Annotated in this window: 16 protein-coding genes; 1 reads left to right on the forward strand and 15 read right to left on the reverse strand. The window is 53.3% G+C overall.

Features of this window, described 5'->3' with window-relative positions:
* Nucleotides 1-118: 118 nt before the first annotated feature.
* On the forward strand, nucleotides 119-3,250 hold the full coding sequence (locus tag KP707_RS10535) for a TonB-dependent siderophore receptor (RefSeq protein ID WP_211502916.1): 3,132 nt from the start codon (nucleotides 119-121) through the stop codon (nucleotides 3,248-3,250).
* 408 nt (nucleotides 3,251-3,658) lie between these two features.
* Here KP707_RS10535 and KP707_RS10540 read toward each other — a convergent pair whose 3' ends face one another.
* From KP707_RS10540 to KP707_RS10610, 15 genes are all read right to left on the reverse strand, one after another.
* Nucleotides 3,659-3,856, reverse strand: coding sequence for a hypothetical protein (locus KP707_RS10540; RefSeq protein WP_211502915.1), 198 nt, complete (start codon nucleotides 3,854-3,856; stop codon nucleotides 3,659-3,661).
* 13 nt (nucleotides 3,857-3,869) lie between these two features.
* Nucleotides 3,870-5,009 carry a cytochrome d ubiquinol oxidase subunit II gene (gene cydB, locus KP707_RS10545; protein WP_215751604.1) on the reverse strand — a complete coding sequence of 380 codons (1,140 nt, stop codon included), beginning with the start codon at nucleotides 5,007-5,009 and terminating at the stop codon, nucleotides 3,870-3,872.
* Between the two features lie 44 nt (nucleotides 5,010-5,053).
* Entirely contained in the window at nucleotides 5,054-6,655 is a 1,602-nt protein-coding gene (locus tag KP707_RS10550) for a cytochrome ubiquinol oxidase subunit I (protein WP_211502913.1), read from the reverse strand.
* Nucleotides 6,656-6,726: 71 nt separating this feature from the next.
* Entirely contained in the window at nucleotides 6,727-8,412 is a 1,686-nt protein-coding gene (cydC, locus tag KP707_RS10555) for a thiol reductant ABC exporter subunit CydC (protein ID WP_211502912.1), read from the reverse strand.
* Nucleotides 8,409-10,091, reverse strand: coding sequence for a thiol reductant ABC exporter subunit CydD (gene cydD / locus KP707_RS10560; RefSeq protein WP_215751605.1), 1,683 nt, complete (start codon nucleotides 10,089-10,091; stop codon nucleotides 8,409-8,411). The genes cydC and cydD overlap by 4 nt, the downstream gene beginning before the upstream one ends.
* Before the next feature lie 1,083 nt (nucleotides 10,092-11,174).
* Entirely contained in the window at nucleotides 11,175-12,101 is a 927-nt protein-coding gene (locus tag KP707_RS10565; RefSeq protein WP_211502910.1) for a glyoxylate/hydroxypyruvate reductase A, read from the reverse strand.
* Between the two features lie 11 nt (nucleotides 12,102-12,112).
* Entirely contained in the window at nucleotides 12,113-12,988 is an 876-nt protein-coding gene (locus KP707_RS10570) for a GNAT family N-acetyltransferase (RefSeq protein ID WP_211502909.1), read from the reverse strand.
* A complete protein-coding gene (locus KP707_RS10575; protein ID WP_046901991.1) occupies nucleotides 12,985-13,488 on the reverse strand; it encodes an Lrp/AsnC family transcriptional regulator in 504 nt (167 codons plus the stop codon). The genes KP707_RS10570 and KP707_RS10575 overlap by 4 nt, the downstream gene beginning before the upstream one ends.
* A 29-nt stretch (nucleotides 13,489-13,517) precedes the next feature.
* A complete protein-coding gene (locus tag KP707_RS10580) occupies nucleotides 13,518-14,975 on the reverse strand; it encodes an NAD-dependent succinate-semialdehyde dehydrogenase (protein ID WP_211502908.1) in 1,458 nt (485 codons plus the stop codon).
* Nucleotides 14,972-16,795, reverse strand: coding sequence for an ABC transporter ATP-binding protein (locus KP707_RS10585; protein ID WP_211502907.1), 1,824 nt, complete (start codon nucleotides 16,793-16,795; stop codon nucleotides 14,972-14,974). Before KP707_RS10585 ends, KP707_RS10580 begins: the two co-directional genes overlap by 4 nt.
* A 2-nt stretch (nucleotides 16,796-16,797) precedes the next feature.
* Nucleotides 16,798-17,604 carry an ABC transporter permease gene (locus tag KP707_RS10590; RefSeq protein WP_215751606.1) on the reverse strand — a complete coding sequence of 269 codons (807 nt, stop codon included), beginning with the start codon at nucleotides 17,602-17,604 and terminating at the stop codon, nucleotides 16,798-16,800.
* A complete protein-coding gene (locus tag KP707_RS10595) occupies nucleotides 17,601-18,557 on the reverse strand; it encodes an ABC transporter permease (protein WP_211502905.1) in 957 nt (318 codons plus the stop codon). Before KP707_RS10595 ends, KP707_RS10590 begins: the two co-directional genes overlap by 4 nt.
* The gene (locus KP707_RS10600; RefSeq protein ID WP_211502904.1) at nucleotides 18,554-20,098 is read right to left on the reverse strand and encodes an ABC transporter substrate-binding protein; all 1,545 of its coding nucleotides are present in this window, start codon (nucleotides 20,096-20,098) and stop codon (nucleotides 18,554-18,556) included. The genes KP707_RS10595 and KP707_RS10600 overlap by 4 nt, the downstream gene beginning before the upstream one ends.
* 233 nt (nucleotides 20,099-20,331) lie before the next feature.
* Complete coding sequence (locus KP707_RS10605; protein ID WP_211502903.1) at nucleotides 20,332-21,051, reverse strand: HAD-IA family hydrolase; 720 nt, start codon at nucleotides 21,049-21,051, stop codon at nucleotides 20,332-20,334.
* Nucleotides 21,052-21,077: 26 nt separating this feature from the next.
* The gene (locus tag KP707_RS10610) at nucleotides 21,078-23,567 is read right to left on the reverse strand and encodes a TonB-dependent receptor (RefSeq protein WP_252348851.1); all 2,490 of its coding nucleotides are present in this window, start codon (nucleotides 23,565-23,567) and stop codon (nucleotides 21,078-21,080) included.
* Nucleotides 23,568-23,634 lie beyond the last annotated feature (67 nt).

Here is a 23,634-nt window from a genome sequence, read left to right on the forward strand (position 1 = left end):
AAATCATTCGTTTCTGCATCAGAACCGCTTGCTTGGTTGCAATTAATATTGAATCAGCAACAAAATGTAGTGTTCCGGACGGCTGATCCGTGATCCCAACCGTCATCGAAAGAAACCCATGGTGTATCGAAGCAGAAAGCGACGTCGTACAATCATGCTTTTTGGTGCTACTGCGCTGGCATCAACCTCTATGTACGCGGGTGCGTCAAAAGCACAGACTGTCAGCCAGGGCGCAGGCACTGCTGGAAACCAAAATCCAGCCGTGGTTGCCCCTCATCATCGCGGCAAGAGTGCCAGCAAGAAAAAAACACCCACACAAACAATCAAACCCTCTGGTGCCGAAGCCCCGGCAGGCTCCGCAATAACGACTGACAACGCTGCCAACAGGCGCGTAATTGCTGATGCGAAGGCGCAAGGAGCCGCCCCTCGGTCCAGAGAAGAGAACGTTGTTGTAACAGGAACGCTCTTCAGTGATCCAAACGCGACCAATGCGTCGCCGATTGAACACATCACCCGAATGGACATGCAGCGGCGCGGTCTCAAGACAGTGACCGACGTGCTCCAGTCCCTGTCAACGAATGGCGCAGGCAATCTGACAAACGGCTGGTCTGCTGGTGGTGGTTTCGCAACTGGTGGGTCTGCTCCGTCGCTTCGTGGCCTCTCTACCGACTCAACTTTGACGCTCATCGACGGTCAGCGCCTCGCCTATTACGGCCTCGCTGACGATGGCGAGCGCAATTTCGTCGATACCAACTGGATCCCGATGTCGATCATGCAAACGGTCGATGTTCTTGAAGATGGTGGCTCCGCCACCTACGGCGCCGACGCTGTCGCAGGCGTCGTCAACATGGTGACACGCAAGGAAATTCAAGGCGTTGAGGGAAATGCTGAGGGCGGCCTGTCCCAGCGTGGCGATGCCGGTCATCAGCGTCTGTGGGCAACATATGGCCACGGCGACCTGCACCGTGATGGATACAATTTCTATATCAACTCAGAATATCAGCAGGATGACCCACTCTACTACCGTCAGCTTCAGTCTCCATACAATAGTGGCGACCTGACAGGTATTGGAGGTGGAAACGCCAACTATAACACCCTGCTCCCGGATGGAACGATCAGTCCTTTCGGTGTAACGCCTGCGGCTATCGTCCGACGTAGCGATGGAGCAAACAGCGGAACAGGGGCGTGGCAGCTTCTGAATCCTTCTGCTGGATGCGGCTCTTTTGGATCGGTTGTTACTGGTAGTGTCGTGAGTGGCGATAATGGTAAAAGCCAGACCTGCACTATGAATTCGCAGCGTTATGCTCAGGTCGCGCCAGACATTCGCCGTATCAATGCCACCGCGCATCTTACGGTGAACGTGACACCGCGTTCCCAGCTCGTGGCCATGTTCAATTACTCACAGGCCATGACGACTGTTACAGGGACACCAACAACTACAAGAACTTACAGTCAGGCTGAGCTGGCAAACACGCTTAGCACGCCAATTCCTGCTTCTCTTCCAAACGGGCAGCCCAACCCTAACGATCCGTTCGCTGCCGAAGGCAAGGCCGCGGAGGTCGATTACCGTTTTGCAGACCTTCTTCCAACAACGACTGAATTTAATCAGAACTTCCGCGGGTCCGTCCGCTACGCAGGCTGGGAGCCCTCTGACTGGGGTTCAGACTGGCATTATAATGCCGATTTCGTAGGCATGGCGACGCGTCTGACCCAGACCATCACGGGCGTCCCCACGATCAACAGTCTTGAGAACGCGATTACAAGCGGCGACTATAACTTCGTCGACCCTTCGCAAAACTCACAGGCCGTTCTAAACGCGCTGGCTCCTCGGAGCGTTATTACAGCAACAACATCTGAATATTCTGGGAATCTGACAGCCAACAAAGGCCTTTTCAAGCTTCCGGGTGGCACAGCCAATCTCGCAATTGGTGCCAATTTCCGCCATGAAGCATTGAACGATCCGTCAGCCAATCCGCTAAATATTGCGGATCCTGGAGCACAGTACGTTGGCACGATCAATCCCGTGAATGCAAAAGGAAGTCGTTGGGTTGAATCTGGCTTCTTTGAAGTCGGCTTACCGTTCCATAAAATGGTCAATGTGGACGTCTCGGGCCGTTACGACAATTACAACGAAAGCACGGGCAACAGCTTCCACCACTTTTCACCTAAAGTGGGCCTGCAGTTCAAACCGACGAAAATGCTGACCCTTAAGGGAACATTCAACCAAGGTTTCCGAGTTCCAAGTTTCTCTGAAACCGGTGGCTCGAACGTCGGTTACGTGACCTATGATCCGTCTGCTGTCACATCTTTCGTCAATCAGCATCGGAGTGCTGACGGCTCAGCCAATACCTACGCCCAGCCTTATTCAATCGGTGAAAATACGTCTGGCAATCCAAATCTTCGTCCAGAAACATCGACTGGGTTCTCAGGGGGACCAGTATTCAAACCAACCGACTGGCTGACAATCAGCGCAGATTACTACTATATTCGCAAAAACCACTATATTGCGCCTAATCCCTATGGTGTCGCTGCTATGGCGACCGACTATCTAGAGGGGAATGCTCTCCCAAGCGGCGTAACCGTCACCCCTGACGTTGCTGACACGCAGAACCCAAGTGGACAGCTACGCCCTGGCTTGATCAACCTTGGCTACGTTAACACGAAGAAGCTGATCACAGACGGTTTTGATCTGAAAATTCAGGCACAGAAGCACCTGCCCGGTCCGCTACATGATGTTCTCTGGGTGAGTAAGGGCGAAGCGACTTTTGTCCATCGTTACAATATCTATCTACCTGCCTCATCCGGCGGCGGTGTAGAGCGCTTTGCAGGAACACTTGGCCCTTACAGTGCAGTTTCTTCCTCAGGAACACCACGCTGGCGCGCGAATTGGGCCAACACTTTCATGTGGAAGGGGCTCTCCGTCACACCGACCGTATATTACACAAGTGGTTATCGCCTGACTGCGGACGACTATTCCGGAGCTGGCACAAGCGGCGGTTGCGCTAACGTAATCTCCAACAGTGCGTATTATCCCTCCCAGTGCCATGTAAAAGGTTTCTGGGATGTTGATCTGACGGTCAACTATCAGGTGAACCGTCGCTGGAATATTTACGCGAACGTCTACAATCTTCTTGGCTTCCGAGCACCGTATGACTTCGGTACATATGGCGGCTATCTTTACAACTCTTCCTGGGCTCAAAATGGCGTTGTCATGCGTTCATTCCAGTTCGGTGTAAACGTTACGCTGTAATTCTTGATGCTCATTTATTGTGATTTTTAAATTATCGCTGATTTAGGAAAATTTAATAGACTGCCTGCGGACGAGTAAATAACTCGTCCGCAGCTTTCTTCGATATGGCGTCGCAGATCGCGAGATGAACGGCTACCAGATTGAAAAAGCTTATCGCCTGTTTTTCACGGCCTTAGCCCCTCTCTGCCTGGAAACTCTCTCTCAGATCAGCAGCTGGCTGCATACCATACTCCGTCACCACAGACGCCCGACACTCTATTTCTCAGCCATCTGCTGCGTAGCAACGATCATGGTCCCGTTATGAACCGTGGGCCTATGGCAAACGCCTTTTCATACAAACGTAAGCCACCAGATAAATAGCCATATAAAAGAACGGGATGAAGAAGATAGCACCTTCCAGATCACCCATCATGACAGTTTCTCCGTGTTTGCAATGCCTTCTTCCTGAGCATCAAGAAGCACGGCGCCAGCCCCGGAAATCAGAACGATCATGACCGTTCCAATGACCCATGCGAAATACCAAGGCCCCTGATCGCCAACAAAAACGGCGAACAGCAGCGCGACGACAAGGGCCAGAGCAAGGCCGGCCAATCTGAAGATTTTCATGGAGCGTAATTCCTCAGTAGCTATGAGAGTCATTCATGACGTCCTGAACCCGCACACGGCCACGCATCACATGGTAGCACCACGACGTGTAGCTCAGGATGATCGGGACAAAGATAACCGCCACAACAAGCATGCAACTCAAACCATAAAGGCTTCCGGTACCGTTCCAGACCGTAACGCTTTGATCGGGTGCGGTCGTGGATGGCATCAGGAAGGGGAACATCGCAGCCCCAACCGTCGTGATCGTTCCAGCCCAGGCCCCTACGCCCAACCACCAGCCCAAGGCGGGACGATTGGCGCGTAAAAGAAGCGCTTCACCGACCATGCAGACCGTACCAAGAACCGGTAACAGCCAGAGAACCGGATGAGCATGGTAATTGCCAAGCCATGCACCGGGGCGAATTGCCGCGGTTTGACCATGGAGCGGGTTGGCAGGCATTGCCGGATCAGACAGGGATGTCAGAACAAAACCGGGCATTTGAGCGATCCAGAAACCGCCAATGACAAACAAGGCAGCCGCAACAAATCCACCGACCGAACCATAAGCCCGTGCGCGGCCATAAATCGGGTTTTCCGAGCGCAGCATCAGCATTGCACCGCCCTGCTGCACACTCAGGGCAACGGACATCAAGCCGCACAGGATGGCAAACGGATTGATCAGGTAGCTCAGGAAAGACTCATCCTGAACATATTGGCCCGTCCAGGTGAAGTGATAACCCACCCCTTCCAGAATATTTCCGAATGCCGCGCCATAAACGAACATGGGCACAAAACCGGAAGTCAGGAAGGTCACGTCCCAGCTTGCACGCCAGTGTCTGCTGTCGGCTTTTGAACGATATTCAAATGCCACAGGGCGCAGGATCATGCTGAACAGCAGCAGGATCATGACAACATAGAAGACAGAAAACGACGTGCCATACAGTGTGGGAAATGCCGCAAAAATCGCCCCACCACCGAGAATGAACCACACCTGATTGCCGTCCCAGTGCGGGCCGATGATGTTGAGCGCCGTCCGGCGCTCCCCGTCATTACGCCCCACGAACCGCAGCAACGTACCAACGCCCATATCCATACCGACCATGGTGCCAAGCCCGATGAACAGGACACCGAGAATTCCCGTCCAGATCAGTTTGAGAAGTGCATAGGTCTCCATGTCAGACCCTCCGGTTTTTTAAAGAAAGAAAAAGGACGTTCATTTCAGGCGTGGCTCCCGTGGAAGTGGGACAGCAGAGCATCCGTTTCGTCGTGATGCATTCCATGCTCTTCCGGACCGAGCCGGGCAAAACGAAACATCAGGTAGAGTTCAGCAGCGATAAACACGCTGTAAAGCAGCGCAAAACCGGCCAGAGAAAAGACCATGTATCCCGTGCTGTGCCCTGAAGCAGACAGGAAGGTCGGCAGCTTATTGAAGACGGTCCAGGGCTGACGACCGGCTTCGGCAGTGATCCAGCCAAATTCCGTTGCCAAGATCGGCAGCGGAATGGACCACATGGTCGCTCTCAGCAGCCATGGATTGGCTTCAAGTCGGTTTTTCAGACTCAAGAGCGCTGCCACGGCAAAAATCGCAAAGAAATAGCCGCCGAGGAATACCATGAACCGGAAAGACCAGAACGTCACAAACACGTTCGGCAGAATGTCAGGCTGCGTCTGCTTTACGACCGCATCAAGCTGATCCGCAGGGATATTCGTCACATCCTGATTAGGAGCATGCCGCGTCGCGAGGAAGCCGAAACCCATATCGGCCTGATGGGCATTGAAGAGGTCCAGATCGGCCTTGTCATGCGTCTCGCCATAATGGCGGAGTGCTGTCAAAGCGATGATACCGGAGCGAATGCGCGGGCCTGCCTGCTCTTCCAGTTCATACATGCCCGTAACGGGCTGATTAAAGCTGTGCGTGATCAGGGGCGTTAAAACATAGGGAATATTGATTTCGAAGTGGTTGACCTGCTTTTCATCATCCGGAAGAGCCGCAAGGATCCACGGTTCGTAAGGTGGCTTCGTCGTGTGCCACAGACCTTCGATGGCGGCGATTTTCGTTGGCTGCTTTTCGTAGTCCATCCGGCCCAGCACATCGCCCAGCGTAATGACGGCGACCGATGAAATGATGCCAAACAGGGCGGCCATACGGAAAGACCGGGCGGCCAGTTCACGATGCTGTCCACGAAGCAGGTAGAATGCGCTGATCCCCATGACGAACATGGACGCGGCCACATAGCCAGCAACTGAAGTATGCACAAACTTGGCCTGCGCATCCTGACTGAAGACAACATGCACGAAGCTATCAAACTGCATGCGCATCGTATCTGCATCGAAATGCGCGCCTTCAGGCACGTTCATTCCGGCATTGGCAATCAGGATCCAGAGCGCGGAAAGGTTGGACCCAAGCGCCACAAGATAAGTGATGGCCAGATGTCCAGGTTTACTGAGGCGATCCCAGCCAAAGAACATAAGACCCACAAAAGTGGATTCCATGAAAAAGGCCATCAAACCTTCGATGGCGAGCGGCGTACCGAACATGTCCCCAAAGAAATGCGAGTACATGGACCAGTTAGTCCCAAACTCGAATTCCATGGTCAGACCGGTTGCAACACCTATGGCAAAGTTAATACCAAACAGCTTGCCCCAGAACTGGGCCATGTCCCGATAAATCTTTCGGCCGGTGACAACATACACTGTCTCCATTGCAGCCAGCATGAATGTCAGCCCAAGCGTCAGAGGCACAAACATGAAGTGATAGAGGGCCGTCAGCGCGAACTGGAGACGCGAAAGATCGACGACCTGCGGGTTAATGAAATCCACGATGGGATCCTCCTGTGAACAGGACAGAAAAAGGAACGAACGGCCGGTATCCGGCGTGCATCATCGTCGGATCACGGCAGTCCCTCCCGTTCATGAAGTCGGCCGTCTTCCAGTCGCAGAACACGCTGCATGAACTCCAGCGGCTCAGGGCGATGGGTAATACAGAGCACTGTTGCCAAAGGCAGCGCTGCCAGTAGGGATGCGATCAGGTCTCTGCCTTTTTCAGGGGGCAGTCCTTCGGTCGGTTCATCCAGAATGACCCAGCGCGGACGACGCAGGATAATCTGCGCAACGGCCAGACGCCGCGCCTGCCCACCAGACAGCCGCATACCATGCTCCCCGACGAGGGTATCCAGTCCGTTTTCCATAAGCCGGACTTCATCAACGAGGCAGGCGCTGGACAATGCCGCCCACATCTCCTCGTCAGTTGCGTCTGGGCGGGCGAGCAATAAATTGCGGCGGATACTGCCCTGAAACAGATGAAAGTCCTGCGCCAGAACGCTGATCTGCGTTGAAAGCGCCTGCGTATCGAGCTGTTTCAGATTAGCCCCACCCCAATGGATGGAACCCGACTGATAGTCTTCCAGCCGAAGCAGCAGACGAATAAGAGAACTCTTTCCTGCCCCTGAAGGCCCGACAATCCCAACACGCTCTCCGGGATGAATGCTTAGGGAGCAATCCTCCAGTACCGTCTTCCGGCTACCGGCATAGCAAAAGCCGACGTCCTGCATCACAAGCCGGGTGAAATCGGCGCCTTCCCAAACGTTCTCTACTTCAGCCACAGGCGGCCGCGCTTCGCACAGTGTCATGAGGCGCCGTATGGACACCCGCGCCCGAGCCAGAGCCTGCCGGGCCGGAACGACGCCCGAAACAAACTCCATTGCCGCCAAGATCCCCAGGATGAGCATAGGCAGTTCGGGAGCGCTCAGGGCTCCGGATTGCAAAGCGCGCGCACCGATCATCAGCACCCCAGCAACTGCGAGGGCCGCTATAAAAGCCCCTGCCTGCCGCGATGCATGCGACCATGCGAGAGAACGCAACTGCTTCTTGCCGAAGAGAGTCTGCGTGGCATTCAGCGCCTCTGCCGTCCGCGCAGTTGCGCCACACAGAGTGATATCGCCAGCACACTGCACAGCTTCCACGAGATCCGCACGAAAGTCGTCGCCCAGCCCTGCCAGGCGCTCCATGTCATTATCAACCTTTCGGCCAACAAGAACTGGTACAGCCATTCCACTGAGCAGCAGCGCCAGAGCCAGAAGCAGTCCGGCTTGCAGGGAGAACACGGATATTATGACAACGCTGACCGTCCCGCAGATTGCGGCCACGCCAAATGGCATAAGCGCATTAATCGGGAACTGACCGACAATCTCGGTATCAGATACCAGTCTCCCCAGAACATCCCCGCTGCGGTGGTCTGTCAGGAGAGTCGAACGCGGGATCATGCGTTCAAACACCCGAGCCCGCAGAACACTGACACCTTTCAGTGCCGCGTCATGCGTTACCAGTCGTTCCCCGTAGCGTGTCAGGATGCGGGCGGTCGCAAAAAACCGTACGCCCGCCGCAGGCAAAAACAGGTTGAAAAGATTGCGCGTTACTATGCCACCCAGACCCGCCGCAGCCGCAGCGGCAATCAGCCAACCCGACAGAAACAACAGCCCGAACCCGAAGAGAGCTGCCAGACAGGCAAGGAAAAAACCAAAGATCATCTTCCCCCGCGCAACTGCAATCAGGCGAAAGGCATACTGAAGCTCCGTCATGCTACAGCTCGCTGAATTTGATGGGACTGGATGACACCTTTTGGAAGGTGAAGAACCTGGTCGGCCTGATTGATAATGTCTGGGCGATGAGAGACCGCGATCACAATGCGACCGGCTGCCAGGTGTTTGATGGCGGCTGCAATCATGGTTGCATTCGTCACGTCCAGATCAGCGGTTGGCTCGTCAAAAACCAGAATATCTGGCGCATTTATTAGGGCGCGCGCTAACGCCAGCCGCCGGATCTCGCCACCAGACAGCGCCGTGCCACGATCGCCCACTACGGTATCTAATCCGTCTGGTAATGCGTCGATAAAGGAGAAGACTCCCGCCAAGGCCGCAACAGACCGCAGCCCAGCATCATCAATATCCGGATTTGCCAGATGCAGATTGTCCCGAATTGTCCCGTTGACGAGACAGGGAGACTGGGGGACCCAACCAATACGCCAGTTCTGCGCGGCAATGTAGGTGCCCGTATTATCAACGGCGACAATATCTCCAGCTCGGACCGGAATCATCCCCAGCAGAACCCGCAAAAGCGTGGTCTTCCCGCTACCACTGGCACCCGTTACCGCCGTAATGGTGCCGCGATGAGCAGTAAAGGAAATACCACACAGAACGTCTGGACCCTGTCCGTAGCCAGCGGAAACATCATTGAAAATGAGCTTTTCAGGTGCCCCTGTCGTGGCCTGATGAGGGTTCTTGCCCCGGTCGACACAGAGTTCCGGAAGGCGCATGAATGCCATAAGCCCATCCATGGCCGAAAGCGCGTTCTGGCGAGCATGATAGCTGGCAGAAAAATTACGGAGTGGTGCAAAATACTCTGGAGCCAGCAGCAGAACAAAGAAGGCTGTGTAAAAATCGACATGCCCTGAGAGCAGACGGGAGCCGAGAACTATCGCTACAAGCGCGACCGCGAGGCTGGAAAAGAACTCCAGAACAGCAGATGTCAGAAACGCAACGCCCATGACACGCATCGTCGCCAGCCGGTGCGCCTCTGCCATGGACTGCACCATTTTCACGCTTTCCTGCGCACGTCCAAACAGACGAAGCGTTGTCAGTCCCTGCACTGCGTCTAGAAAAGACGCGCCAAGCAGCAGAAGCCGCGTCCACTGCCGATCCATCAGGCTTTGAGCGCTATAACCAACCAGAGCCATAAAAACCGGTATTAATGGCCCCGTCACAGCCAGGATCAGAAAACTCCACCCATCCAGCCCTGCCACGACTGCCAGGATGAGGAGAGGCAGAACAACCATTGCCGCGGCGCGTGGAATATACTGCGCAATGTAGGGCTGAAAGGCTGCTACGCCATCCGTCAGAGATGTTGCAAGGCGCCCGGTCTCCATGCATTGCAACCCGACTGGCCCCACTCGAAACACATGCCGGATCATCTCTTGGCGAAAGAGAGTAACCGCTCTCTGACCAGCCATTTCTCCTGACATATCCGAAACCCACTGCACACAACCGCGCATGAGTGCGACACAAAGAAAACCAACGAGCGGCCTAGCATCTGCCTTAATCGACAGACCTTTGAAGGCAAGATCATCCACGAGTTGCGCCAGAAGCCCCATTTGCAAGACCAGCAGGACAGCCGCCACTGCCGCCAATGCGACCGCGATAGCCAACGTCGGTGATGCCTTGCGTGTGACTTCTGAAATGCCCGAAACCCTACCCCCAGACATTGGTGCCGACCTCACATTTGTTTTCTTAATTATATTAAGTTTGAATGTTATAAATTTAATTAAGTCATAAAGTCAATTCGTATTTTTTGTAGCCGCACCGCCTTTTGAAAAGGAAAAATTTGGGGAATGTGAGGATTTTTGGAGCCCGCAAGCCCGACAAGCGGACAGAGCCACAAGATATAAAATCGTATTTTTGATAATAAAGTTTATTGGTTTTATTAATTATAAAGTTTCCTAGGAAAATTTTCTATAATCTGCCCAAGGCATCTATCGATTATAAAGCCACATTGATGGTGAGAATCATGGGAATGTTTTCACTGTCTGACAGCCCGTTTCAACCGGATGGGTGCAGCATTCAGTAACTGAGCGACTTCTGGGAAATCACAAAAACCAAATTAGGTTCAGGTTCTATTGATTTGAGTTGGCCCCTCTACTTCACGCAGCGGGAAAAAGTGAAAACGTTGTTTATGGGAAATAAGAAATAAAACTCTTCGTCTTGATTTTCCCAAGAAAGCTGACAGGAGTAAGGTTGGCCGTCCTGGATTAGCGAGGCACCGCATGAAAATAAAAATCCGCGCAAAACAGCGCAAAGGCACTGAAAAAGGCAGCCCGCAATTGAGTGTCTTTCTGGGGAATGGATGCAAAAATTTTGCAACGCCAAGCTAAGACAGTCCCATCGACAAATGTCGTTATCTCATTTTTTTCTATAAATGTGCATTTTCAACGATCGGAAATTTTAGGCATCCCAAAAGTTGGAAACGACAGTGGTCGAGCCAGTCTATCTGGAAAAGGAGACTTCAGCCTTAAAGGTTCATAGGAAAAAGCCGCATCCCATTCCCGATACTCAGATCAAATACTGAAAATTTTGTGATTTACTCTCGTGTCGAGAGCGCCTTTCTCAATCAAAAAAAATCATATATTGGCGACATTAACCAAAATAATTATCGTCACCAAGGCCTAATAAGAACTGGAACGACCAATATTACTTGCCGCAACACCTGTATTTAATTTTAACAAAATAGTTTAATTGTGCAGAATGAGACAGGGAATTGACCTCTGCCTCATTCCAGCGCTAGGGAGAAATTAATATCCAGAAGACCTGTTAATTTCTCCAACCATTTCCGCCCCCTTCTCAAACTGTATGATATTTTTCAAAATCATTTCTCCACCTGTCTCAGCATGCGAAGAACTTGCAATATGCGGCGTAAGGGTAATCAAGGGATGCTTCCAGAACGGGTGGTCCTCAGGAAGGGGTTCCGGATCGGTTACATCAAGAACCGCTTGGCTCAGTAGTCCCTCATCCAACGCTAAAAGCAGATCATCCTGTGCAAGATGTCCGCCCCTCCCGCAGTTGATAAGACAGGCCCCTTTGGGAAGCTTGGCGAATAATTCTTTGTTCAAAATCCCTTTTGTGGCTTCAGTCAGGGGCATCAAGCAGACAAGGACATCTGTGGCCGCCAGAAAAGCATCCAGTTCTTCGGGCCCTGCATAGCTTTTGATTCCGGGAATGTCATGTCGGCTTCTGCTCCAGCCATGACAGACGTATCCGAACTGCGACAGCTTTTTCAGGACAGGCGTGCCAAGCGCTCCCATGCCCATCACCCCAACCCGAAACAGGCTTGAAGACACGTTTGGTGTACCTTTCCAGACATGCGCCGCTTGCTGACGCGCGTACTGGAACATATTCCGATGGTAAGAAAGAACAGCCCAGAGGACGTATTCTATCATTCCCTCCGCCAAGCCTGGCTCCATCATACGGACGACCCGGACATTTTCGGGAATTGAGGCAAGGTTCAGTTGATCCACACCTGCACCGACAGAAAAGAGCACTTCAAGATTAGGAAAGTTTTCTGCCAGATTTTCCGGTGGCTGCCACGCCGCCAGATAGCGAACCTTCTGCGGATCGCCGGTCTCAGGCCAGACATGAAACGCAAGTTCAGGCAGTTCGCTAGCGAACATTGGCTTCCACAGACGCGCACGCTCTTCAGTAGATTTCAGCACAAAAGACATTTCAATAATCCTTAACCGAGAGCCTGACTGGTAAGAGCAAAATATTGCGGAGTATTTTCAGAGATCACCACAGGCTCGGTCGACATTGTGTTAACGACGTCCACGCGGATCAGCCCCATTTCATCCAGCCAGCCTGAGAGACCAGATGAAGTCGGCGTATCAATTCTGATAAATTCTCCACCATATGTACCAATCCAATGCGAAATGAGCGCCTTTGCCTGCTCTGTCGTTTCCGCTGCGACAGGACCAATCAGCCATCCCCACCCGAACCGACGGCAGAACGAGTATCCCCGGATCCCCTCTTCCGTATCGATCACAACGCCTTTGGCGTTCTGCACCAGATCTTCAACAAGTGCAGATCGAGCCATCCCAGTAGCAGCCCTGTCGAACGCTATGAGATCCTGAAGATCATACTGAACAACTGGCCGCAGCCGCTGGCCCGCATCCAGAGCGATGATGGGAGAGGACACACCATTACCCTGATGCTGCTCCACAATTCCCGTCGGAACAAAGCCCAGTTTTTCATAGAGCGGCTGGCCAGCCGGTGTCGCATTAAGGGATATTGAGCGGCCAGGCAGAAGCCTGCGCACCGTGGTCAGCATGTTTGTACCGATCCCGTGCCCTTGCCACGCCCCATTGACAATAATCAGTCCGACTGTGGCGTGACGCTCCCCAAAAGACCACCACATAATGGTGCCAATGATTTCTCCACTTTCCAATGTGGCGACTAGCCCACGACCAAGACGCAGCATGAAATCCCAGTCTTCGAGACGGTGCGGCCACCCCAATACCTTTGAAAGACCCGATGCCGCCCCCAGATCTTCCTCGGTCATACTCCGGAGGTTAATGGCCGTCTGTTCACGTACATTCGCATTTTCCAGGCTCATAACGAACGCTCCGTGTTTCTGGTAAGACTTTCGATCAGAAATGCAGGCTTCAGAATCGGAGATTTTATAACAATATAACTAAAGTACTTCTCGATACCGATATTCTGATCCAGAAGAGCTTCGATTGTTTCCTGATAATGATCAATGTTTCTGACCATGAATTTCAGAAGGTAATCGTACCCACCACTGATAAGATGCGCCTCCACCAGAGATTCCACTTTCTGCATTGCAGTCTCAAAGCGAAAAAAGTCATCCCGTCTGTGATCTGAGAGTGTGACTTCTGTAAAGACAGTCATGACGCTTGAGATTTTTTGCAGGGCAATCTGCGCCCCATACCCCACAATGTAGCCGGCTGCTTCCAGCCGCTTGACGCGAATGAGACATGGACTGGCAGACAGACCAACGCGGTTTGCCAGTTCCACATTGGTCAGCCGGCCATTCTTCTGCAGTTGAGCAAGGATTTTAAGATCAATACGATCAAGCTTGGGCGCGATTGCCATAAGTCAGGCCATTCTCTCTTCAACGACGGTCATTGTGCAGTCGGCAGTCCAATGTGAAAGCTCTTCACTTCCAGAAATTCTTCGAGGCCCAGCGCGCCCCCTTCCCGGCCGAGCCCAGACTGCTTCACGCCCCCGAAAGGTGCTGACACAAGGGAGATGGAGCCAGTGTTCAGTCCTACCATGCCAAAATCGAGAGCCTCGCCAACCCGCCAACCTCTCGCGATGTCATTTGTGAAGAAATAGCTCGCCAAACCGAAGGGAGTAGCATTGGCCTGCTGAACTGCATCCTGCTCGTTATCGAAGCGGAACACGGGAAGGATCGGACCAAACGTTTCTTCCTGTGCAATCCGCATCTCGGACGTCACATCCGCCAGCAGCACGGGAGAGGCAAACCGACCGTTAATATCCAGTGGTTTACCCACAATGCGAGCGCCCTTAGCCAAAGCGTCTTCTACATGTTCCTTTACCTTGGCGACGGCAGCTTCGTTAATCAGCGGTCCAATCTGCGTTTGCGGATCAAATCCGTCTCCCGTCTTCAGGGTCATCACCTCTGCTGCGAGTTTTTCCAGAAACGCATCATGAATTCCGGATTGAACGTAAACGCGGTTCGCGCAGACACAGGTCTGCCCGGCATTCCGGAATTTGCTCAGCATTGTTCCGGACACAGCAACAGAAAGATCGGCGTCATCGAAGACAATGAGAGGAGCGTTTCCGCCCAGTTCAAGACTGAGCTTTTTAATCGTGTCTGCGGACTGACGCATCAGCAACGACCCGACTTTCGTAGAGCCCGTGAAAGACAGTTTGCGCACAACGGGACTTGCGGTCAGTTCCGGGCCGATCTCTTGCGCATATCCCGTCACCACAGACAGGAGCCCTTTTGGAAGGCCTGCGCGTTCTGCCAAGACGGCTAGAGCCAATGCAGAATACGGTGTGAGCTCTGAAGGTTTGATCACCATGCTGCACCCTGCGGCAAGAGCCGGGGCACATTTGCGGGTAATCATGGCAAGAGGGAAATTCCAAGGCGTAATGGCCGCTGTCACTCCCACTGGCTCTTTCAGGATGATGACCCGGCGATCGGCTGTCGGCACCAGTGCACTGCCCTGTACGTGCTCGGCTTCAGCCGCGAACCATTTGAGGAAAGACGCAGCATAAGCAACCTCTCCCTTGGCTTCTGCCAGAGGCTTGCCTTGCTCAAGTGTCATGATCTTGGCCAGGTCATCAGCATGGTCCAGCATCAGTTGGTACCACGCCATCAGCAGACCCGCACGATCTGCCGCTGAGCTTCGACGCCATTTGCCCTGCGCAATCCGCGCGCTTTCAATGGCAGCGCGGGTTTCTTCAGCCGTGCAGGCCGGGATACTGCCGATGATCTCACCCGTTGAAGGGTTATCGACGGTCAGGGTCTTGCCACTCGTGGATGCTTTCCAGTCTCCTCCGAGAAAGGCGGCCTGACGGAAAAGATCTGGATCATTCAGGGGAAATGTCATGTCGAAAACTCCGAACAGATTGACGCAGGCAAATGACAAAGAACTCTGGGGCCTTCTGGAACAGAGCGAACAGGAGGCGGAACCCTGTCGCAGAGGCCGCTCACACGATCAGGGCACCGCGCAAGAAAACAGCATAGTTCCGGATCAAGAGAGAGTGAATTTAATAGGGGCGCAGGCATGGCCTCATCCGCGCGCCTTATTCGTGTGCTCTCCAGCCACCCTGGCTCCATGAGAGGAACGGAGTCATGCAACAGCCGGGTGTAAGGATGATGCACGCCCTTCCCCAATGCCATGGCTGGACCAACCTCCACGGCCTGCCCCGCATACAGCACGGCAACACGATCACAGATGGACTGAAGAGCATGCAGATCATGGGTAATGAAGATGAACGAAAGCCCCAGATCACGCTGCAATTCCTTCATCAGATCCAGGATGGCAGCCGCCACAACCGTATCTAGGGCCGCTGTGATTTCATCGCACAGTACGATCTGCGGATCGGCTGCCAGCGCCCGTGCAAAGTTGATCCTCTGCTTCTGGCCGCCAGAAAGCTCCGAAGGCAGACGGGAAGCGAGTGAGGGCGAAAGGCGAACCATATCCAGCAACTCATTCACACGCCGAGTAGCGGCGCCGCCCCGCAGACCACCATAAAAACGAACGACCCGCGCAAGGGTTTGTCCTATGGGCTTCGAAGGATTCAGCACGCTATCTGCGTTTTGAGCCACAAGCTGCAGATGGCGCCGCTGATCAGGCGTACGCTCTCTCACGTTCCCAGCCAGCGGTTCTCCATTCAGCAGAAGGTCTCCGGCTGCCCAGGGCTGAAGGCCGGAAATCGCGCGCGCCAAGGTGCTCTTTCCACAACCGGATTCCCCGATCACGCCCAGCATACGCCCTTTCGGAACACTGAAGCTGACATGATTGACGATCACTTTCTCTGGCAATCCAGCGGCGGCGCGTTGCCCGTACCCCACCACCAGATTACGCACGTCCAGCAGGCTACGCTGCTCAGGCTGGACGGCAAGGTCCGCTTGTCGTGAACGGGGTTCCGCAGCGGCAAGAAGGGCCTGACTATAAGGATCCTCGGGCTGAAACAGGATCTTCGACACCGTTCCGGCCTCCCGAATGGCTCCATCTTTGAGGACGACGGCATGATCGGCAACCTGTGCTACAACTGACAGATCATGCGTCACATACACGCCCGTTATGCCGCGCTCTGCGAAAACAGCTTTGAAGGCAGAAAGCACTTCAATCTGGGTCGTGACGTCCAGAGCTGTCGTCGGCTCATCGAAAACGACGACTTCGGGGTCTGTCATCAGAGCCATGGCGGCCATTAACCGCTGCAACTGGCCACCCGACAGCTCTCCCGGATACCTTTCACCGATTGTTTCGGGGTCAGGAAGCGCTAGCGCCCGGAACAGGGAAACTGCCCGGGCTTCCAGATCCCGCCTGGGCAAAGTGCGATGGACCAATGCTGGCTCTACGACTTGCCGCATGATCGACAATGCCGGATTGAAGGCGCTTCCGGCATTCTGCGCAACATAGCTGATCACTCGCCCCCGGATGGAGCGGCATTCATGCGGGGTCAGAGCCGTCACGTCATATCCCGCAACCCGGATCGTCCCGCCGGAAATCCGGCATCCTTTCCGGATGTGGCCGAGCAGTGAAAGTGCCACCGTCGTTTTTCCGGACCCGGACTCCCCAATCAGCGCCAGCATTTCTCCACGCTGGACCGAAAAACTGACATCACGGACGATCGGAAGTTCCGCGCCCTTCCCTCGGCGCCCAACGATCTCAAGATTTTTGACCTGAATGGTGGCAGCCATGTTCAGCGCCTTCCACCGCTGGAATCCAGCGCAAGGTTAATGCCGACCGTGAGTATTCCTATCACGACGACCGGTACGATCATCGCAGGCGAACCATATGCCATACCCAGCATGTTCTCTCGGACCATGGAACCCAGATCAACCTCCGGCGGCTGAACACCAATCCCGAGGAAGCTTAGATTACTGAGCAGCAGCACCGAGTAGATAAATCTCAGCCCCACGTCTGTGATCATCGGGCCTGTCATGTTGGGAAGAATTTCCTGAAGGATGATATAGGGCGTGCTTTCGCCTCTGGCGCGCGCCACGGTCACGAAATCGAGCCGTGCGATCCGTTGAGCCAGCGCACGGCTCGTGCGATATGCCCCGGGCGTATAAATGACTCCCATCGTCACAATCAGAGCCGTCGTCGATGTTCCAAACACGGCAATGACCAGCAGAGCGAAGAGCAGACTGGGAATGGACAAAAATCCGTCTACCAGCCTGCCTGTCAGGGCCTCCACCCACGGTCTGGCCGTAACCGCTGCAATCCCTAGGAATGTGCCGACAGAGCAAGACACTAGCGTAGATGCGAAGCACAGGAGCACTGTGTGCCGAATACCGTTCAGCAACCGCGCCAGTGTGTCCCGTCCAAGATAGTCTGTTCCCAAGAGATGAGCGACTGAAGGAGCCGAAAAGACAGGCTGGCTATCAATCGCGCCCGGATCGTGAGACGAGCACAACGGCCCGAGAAGTGCCAGAAGAAGCCAGAATACAATTAATAGAAGCGCCCGGTCGTGACTGCTGCGTAACTTCCCGATCATGGCGATCATGCTTTTCTCCCTCTCGGCAGAGACAGGATCGTAACAACGTCGGCAAACGTTGTGAGAAAAAGATAGGTCACACAGAAAACAAGCGCACAGGCCTGTACCGTCGGAACATCGCGTGAACTGACAGCATCCACCATCAGGCCAGAAATTCCAGGATATGTGAACACAACTTCAATCACGACCACCCCGCCAAGCAGGGAAGAAAGACTAAGAGCTACAGCATTGACAATCGGTCCGATCGCATTGGGAATGGCATGCACAAGGATCAGTCGTATCGGCCCAACGCCTTTGAGGAGCGCCATTTCGATATAGGGCGCGGACAACGTATCGGCCATCGCAGCACGCGTCATGCGAACCATCTGCGCGAGGGTCACGAGCGCAAGGCTGGCGACAGGCATAAAAAAGGCAGAGAGAAACTGCCTGAGCGAATGAACGCTTCCGACGTCTGCCAGTGCAGGTAACAGGTGTAACCGCACAGCAAAAACATACACCGCCATCGTGGCGATCACGAACTCGGGGACGGATACCATCCCCAGCGTCATGATCGACACGACACGATCATAAACCGTGTCTTTCCAGATGGCAGACGTGATGCCCAAAAAGAGCGAGACAGGGACGGAGACCGCAGCAGAGGCGCCCGCAAGCAGTAGCGAGTTGTGCAGACGTGGGCCAATTGCATCCGCGACGGATAGACCATTCAGAAGGGAGTGCCCAAAATCGCCGTGCAGAACGCCCCAGAGCCAGAACCAGAAACGAAAAAATACAGGCCGGTCAAGACCCAGATCATGCCGCATGACCGCTACCGCCTGCGGCGTCGCGCCCTGGCCTAAGACCGCATCCGTCGCATCGCCAGGAAGGACGTTTGTGATCGCAAAAACAGTCACGATCACGAAGACAAGCGACATTGCAGCGGCAAAGAAACGCCGACCTATCAACTTCAGGGTCTGGCTGTTCAAACCTTCTTCCCCCGATTTTCATTGAGCCAGACCGAGCGCGCAAAATCATAGCCCATCAACTGACCAGCCTGACTGGGACGAAGCCCACAGACATGCGGAGCATAAGCATCAAGACTATTCGTGAAATTCGGGATACATACCCCCGATCCAGACGACACAAGCTCCTGCATGTCCCAGTAAAGCTGACGTTTTCTGCTCTCATCCCGCGTCGATTTGGCATCCTTCAGGAGTCCGTCGAAATGCGGATTACGCCAGCGGGATTCATTCCACGGAGATGTACTGGCAAAACCAAGCTCAAATGTCAGGCTAGGCGCTGGCCTCGGGTTGATATTGCCAAAGCCCAGAGGGGCTTTCATCCAGTACTGCGTCCAATAACCATCTGCGGGAACACGATGCACCGCCATTTTCTGCCCGATTTGAGATGCTGCATATTGCAGGACAACAGCAATATCGACGGATGCCAATGCAGCAGGAGAACAGACCAGCGGAATAGTTTCATCCAGAAACCCGCTTCGCTTAAGTAGAAACCGTGCTTTGTCCGGGTCGTAAGTGCGCTGGGGCAATTGATGATTGAAGTATGGACTTTCCGGTGGAATGGGCTGGTCATTCCCAACCCGAGAAAAGCCCAGAAAGACGGATTGCCGGATCTGCTCGCGATTAAGAAGGAATTTGAGACCCTCGACAAACTCCGGCGAGCGTCCATACCTCTGATCCAACCGAATAGATAAGTCTGTGTAAGTCCCCACGGGGCTTTCCACAATGCCGAAACCACCCTGTTTCAGCATTTGAACAAGCCGCGGGTTGGCAGTTGCGATCAGGTCCACATCCCCGGACATCAGGGCATTATGCCGTGCCATCTCATCAGGGATAGCAATCAGTTCAACACTCTCCAGATACGGTCTCTCACCCCAGAATTCCGGGTTTCTGACGGCTACCGTCCTGATACCTGGCGTAAATTCCTGACACCGAAAAGGACCTGTACCATTTGGAACTTTAAAATCTGTTGTGCCTGCTCTCAAAATAGCAAAATTACTGATCCCCAGAATGGCTGGAAAATCCGAATTGGGTGCATCAAGAACAATTTCTACCAAAAGCGGCGATACCGCGCGCACAGACTGCATGGTGCGAGCAAGGGCGTATTGTTGCGAGCCCACCCCGGGGTCCTGATGTCTCCGTAGAGAAAAAACGACATCATCTGCTGTCAGGGCAGTTCCATCGTGAAACTGAACATTTCGGCGCAAACGGATTTGCCAGGTTAGAAAATCGTTGCTGTCCAGCGCTTCCGCGAGGGCAAAGCGGGGGTTAAGCCTATCATCCAGCGAGATCAGGCCATCGTAGAACAAATGACCTCGGATATAGTCCGTAGCCATGGATTGACGTGCCGGATCAAGGGTCTCTGAAGCCGATCCAACCGCCCCAGCTACTTTCAGATGCCCACCAGAAGCAGGAGCTGCCTTCACGGACTGAGACGTCATTCCAGCAACCAGAAGCCCTGCCCCTTTCAGAACGGACCGCCGATGAAGGACAGAGGCTACCTGCATCTCCGTTCCTCAGAAAGCGAAGCGCGTGAGCGGCGAGGCATGAAAAACAACAGAGCCAAACATCTGATTCAAAGAAGTCATTCAAGTCTCCGTTGCCATCATGCAAGCCTCGTCGGAGGGCTGCTTTCATTTCGATAGAAACACGGATTGGCTAATTATTTTACTCAAATTGCTTTTCATTGCAGAGAAATCTGCTGAATGGCTTTGACCATGCAGCAGATTCAACGGCGCCCTCAGGCAACCATGACAAGTTCACCACGGTCTGCAGCATCAGCCAGTTCAGCAAGGGTATGATAATGATAATCAGGTGTCGTCAGTTCCTGCACCGCCACAGTCCCCCCGAAACCGCCACCAACAGCCTTCCGCCGCTCAATCCAGCACACGGTATAACCTAGCTCCCGTGCAATTCCGATGTCATGGAACTGGCTCTGGGCAACATGCAGTACATCTTCCTTGGTGTAGCCATCTGGCGCAAGCTGTTCCAGCACATAGCTGAAATAGTGCGGGTCAGGCTTTTCACAGCCACTTTCGTCTACCGTAAACCCCTTGAAAAAAGGGTATTCGAGCGTCTTGTCCATACCATCAAATGCCCATCTCCGTGCATTCGTCATGGCGACAAGATGGAAATGTTTTTGCAATCTCTTCAAAGCCTCCACACTGTCGTTAAAGGCCGGCCATGACGTAGCACTTTTGACAAACGCCTTCTCTTCTCCCTGCCCCGTTGGAAGGGAGAATTTTTCCGCCAAGATCAGATAGATAGGTGCCAAATCTTCTGGAAACAGCATCTTGTCTGGACGGTTCCGCAAAGCCCGGTATTCCGTTAGAAATACTTCAAAATCCAGTGTTGCACTCTCCTTTCCCAAAATTTGCAGCAGGGCATTTTTCATCCCATTTTCAAAATCGATCAGCGTTCCAACCACGTCGAATGTCAGAACTTTAGGTTTGCGTGTCATGATCTGAATTTTCCTGGAAAAGCTGATTAGAACCCGGTCGTGAACGAAAGAACTCCAGCAAAGCCACCGCCGACAAAATAGGTCGGTGAACTTCCGGCTATGGTGGTTCCGTACACACCCTTTGTAGATTTGGCGTTCGTGCTGAGGCCACTTACCCCGGAAAGGAATCCGTTATTACCAATATTCATAAGGTTAAGCTGAACTTGTGGATGCTTGAGATACATATAACTATGAAAGCGATATCCGAAGTTAAGATTGAACGTCTCAAAGGATGGAATACTTTCATCATCCATAAACGTTGAATACTGTTTGCTGACATAGTTCATATTGAAGGCCCCGAAGAGGCTTCCGTCGTCATAAGACAAACCAACCGCAACCGTGACCTTCGGGCTTTTGACAGCAATCTTTCCAGCAGATCGGACGTAATCATTCCCAACCTGCAGGTTGTTGTCCGTCGTCGCATGCAAATACTGTGCTGAAACATACGGGCTGAAATGATGCCAAGGACGTAGTCCCACCTCGATTTGTGCACCACGAGCTGTCTGACCACCACCATTGATAGACTCTGTCACGGGCGTACCGCTGGCATACGTCGTCGTATTGATCTGTCGGTTCGTGAAATTATAGTTGAAGAGTGCTAGCGCGACACTGACGAGACCAGTGTGACGATACCCAATTTCCTCTCCAATCGCATATTCAGCTTTGGGGTTAACAGCGTGAGACCGCGTCTGCACTCCGGTAGAGACACTATAACGATCGACATATGACATAATGGAAGCTGGCAGACGAAAGGATGTTGTCCCGTTAACGTAAATCTGGTCATGGGGCGTAATTTTGTAGCTGATGGAGACCTGAGGTAGCGGTGCAGCATCACTCTGCCCATTCTGATAATTCGTACCCGGAATATTCTGGGTCACCTTACGGGTCACCATTGTTTCTTTGAAACCGGCCGTCAGAGTCAGACGATCATTCAGAGCCTTGTAAGTATCGTTGATGAACAGAGAGTTTGTCTGCTGGATCAGATGAATATTATACTGAGATAGAAGTGACCCATCCTGCGTTTTAACTGCCCATTGGCCATACATACTGGACACCTGCCCATCCGGACCGAGCGCTTCGTACAGAGACGGCTCGGACTGATCAAAGTACGAATACCAATACCCAACAGCTAGCGTGTTATTCCCTTTGGTCCAGGAGAGAGTTGTATTTATTCCACTGTAATACAGGTCATACTTATCGATCGAAACCGCCGAAAAAGAACTCCCGCTACTAGTTCCTGTGTTCTGCAGAGCTCCAGCAGGCTGTTTGCCGTAATAGCTACCATTTCTCGACAGTGTCGTACCACCGTTATCGTATCCGGTGGCGTAGGTAAAATATGGCGTTGTATTGAAACTCAGCCCATGACCGAGATTCAGATTAACCGGCGCGCCGAGGATAAGCGTGCGGTGCACGTTTTCCTGAAGCTTATAGTAATCTGAACTTCCTTTTGTATACTTATCTGCGTAATTGTAGTTTACGCCTTGCTGGCGCCATAGCGACTTTGTAGGGGCACGCAGATAGTACTGAAGAGGATCATTATAGGACAGGACGAAGGACGCCTTGTTCCCCTCTCCCCATTCCTTCACGAATTTCCCATCCACATGATAACGCCGCGTCTGACCAACACCGCGCCATTCATCAGCCGTTCTAGCCGAAAAGGATAGAAACCCACGAATTCCTGTATGGCCGATATCTCCGGTATCCATACGGATAAATTCACGCTTCAGGCTGAAAGAGCCGTAAGAGAAGTTGGCAAGGCCGCCAAACTTGTGTGACGGATCACGAAGGCTTTCCGTCAATTCTCCACCGACTGCGTTGTACAGAGGCGACGTGATGTCAGGCGATCCCTGCGTCAGAGTAATGCTCTGGATGTTTTCGTTATCCGCTGTGGAAGACGTATATGGCAGGAGATAGACAGGAGCAGCGGTTGGAATGCCTTCGTAAAGATATCCGATTTCCGTCTGATCCAAACCCCGAACACTTAATCCCTGCTGATCATCATTCGTGCCCAGAGGGTCATTGCCGGAGTAAACAACCCCGGGAAGACTGGCGACCATAGACACCGGGTTTGCTGTCGGGCTCTGCTTTGCGATGAAGTCCCGCGTGATACCACTACGCGACTTCGCCACGGTCTGCGGAGGCATCAGACCACCTCCCGGCGTTGTGTTCGTCACACCTGTAGCTGAGGCTACGCCCCTGTGGACTACGACGCTTTCCGTTGCGTGAGACTCAACATCATGATGCACAGGAGCCGCTGCAGGAGTATTATTTTCCTTAAGGGAGCTTACACCATGGTGCACGGCCTTGCTGGAAGGGCGGGCATGCCGGTGATAAGCAACGTCTGCAGCGACTGCCCCTTGCATGGACAGCCAGGTTGAGAGCGTGAGGAGAACCAGGCGTCCCGGCTTCTTTGCCGCTTTTGAGAGAGCCTTGGAACCGAAACATTGAAGAACGAACATTTGCGCTGAATCTGACATGTCTGTTCCCATCGGTAGCGGGCTCTCCTCGAATTCTCAGAGAACCGTATTCGCATTCTTTCTGTCA

Origin of the sequence: Gluconobacter sp. P5E10 (genome assembly GCF_018812145.1) — a bacterium.
Taxonomy (GTDB): domain Bacteria; phylum Pseudomonadota; class Alphaproteobacteria; order Acetobacterales; family Acetobacteraceae; genus Gluconobacter; species Gluconobacter cerinus.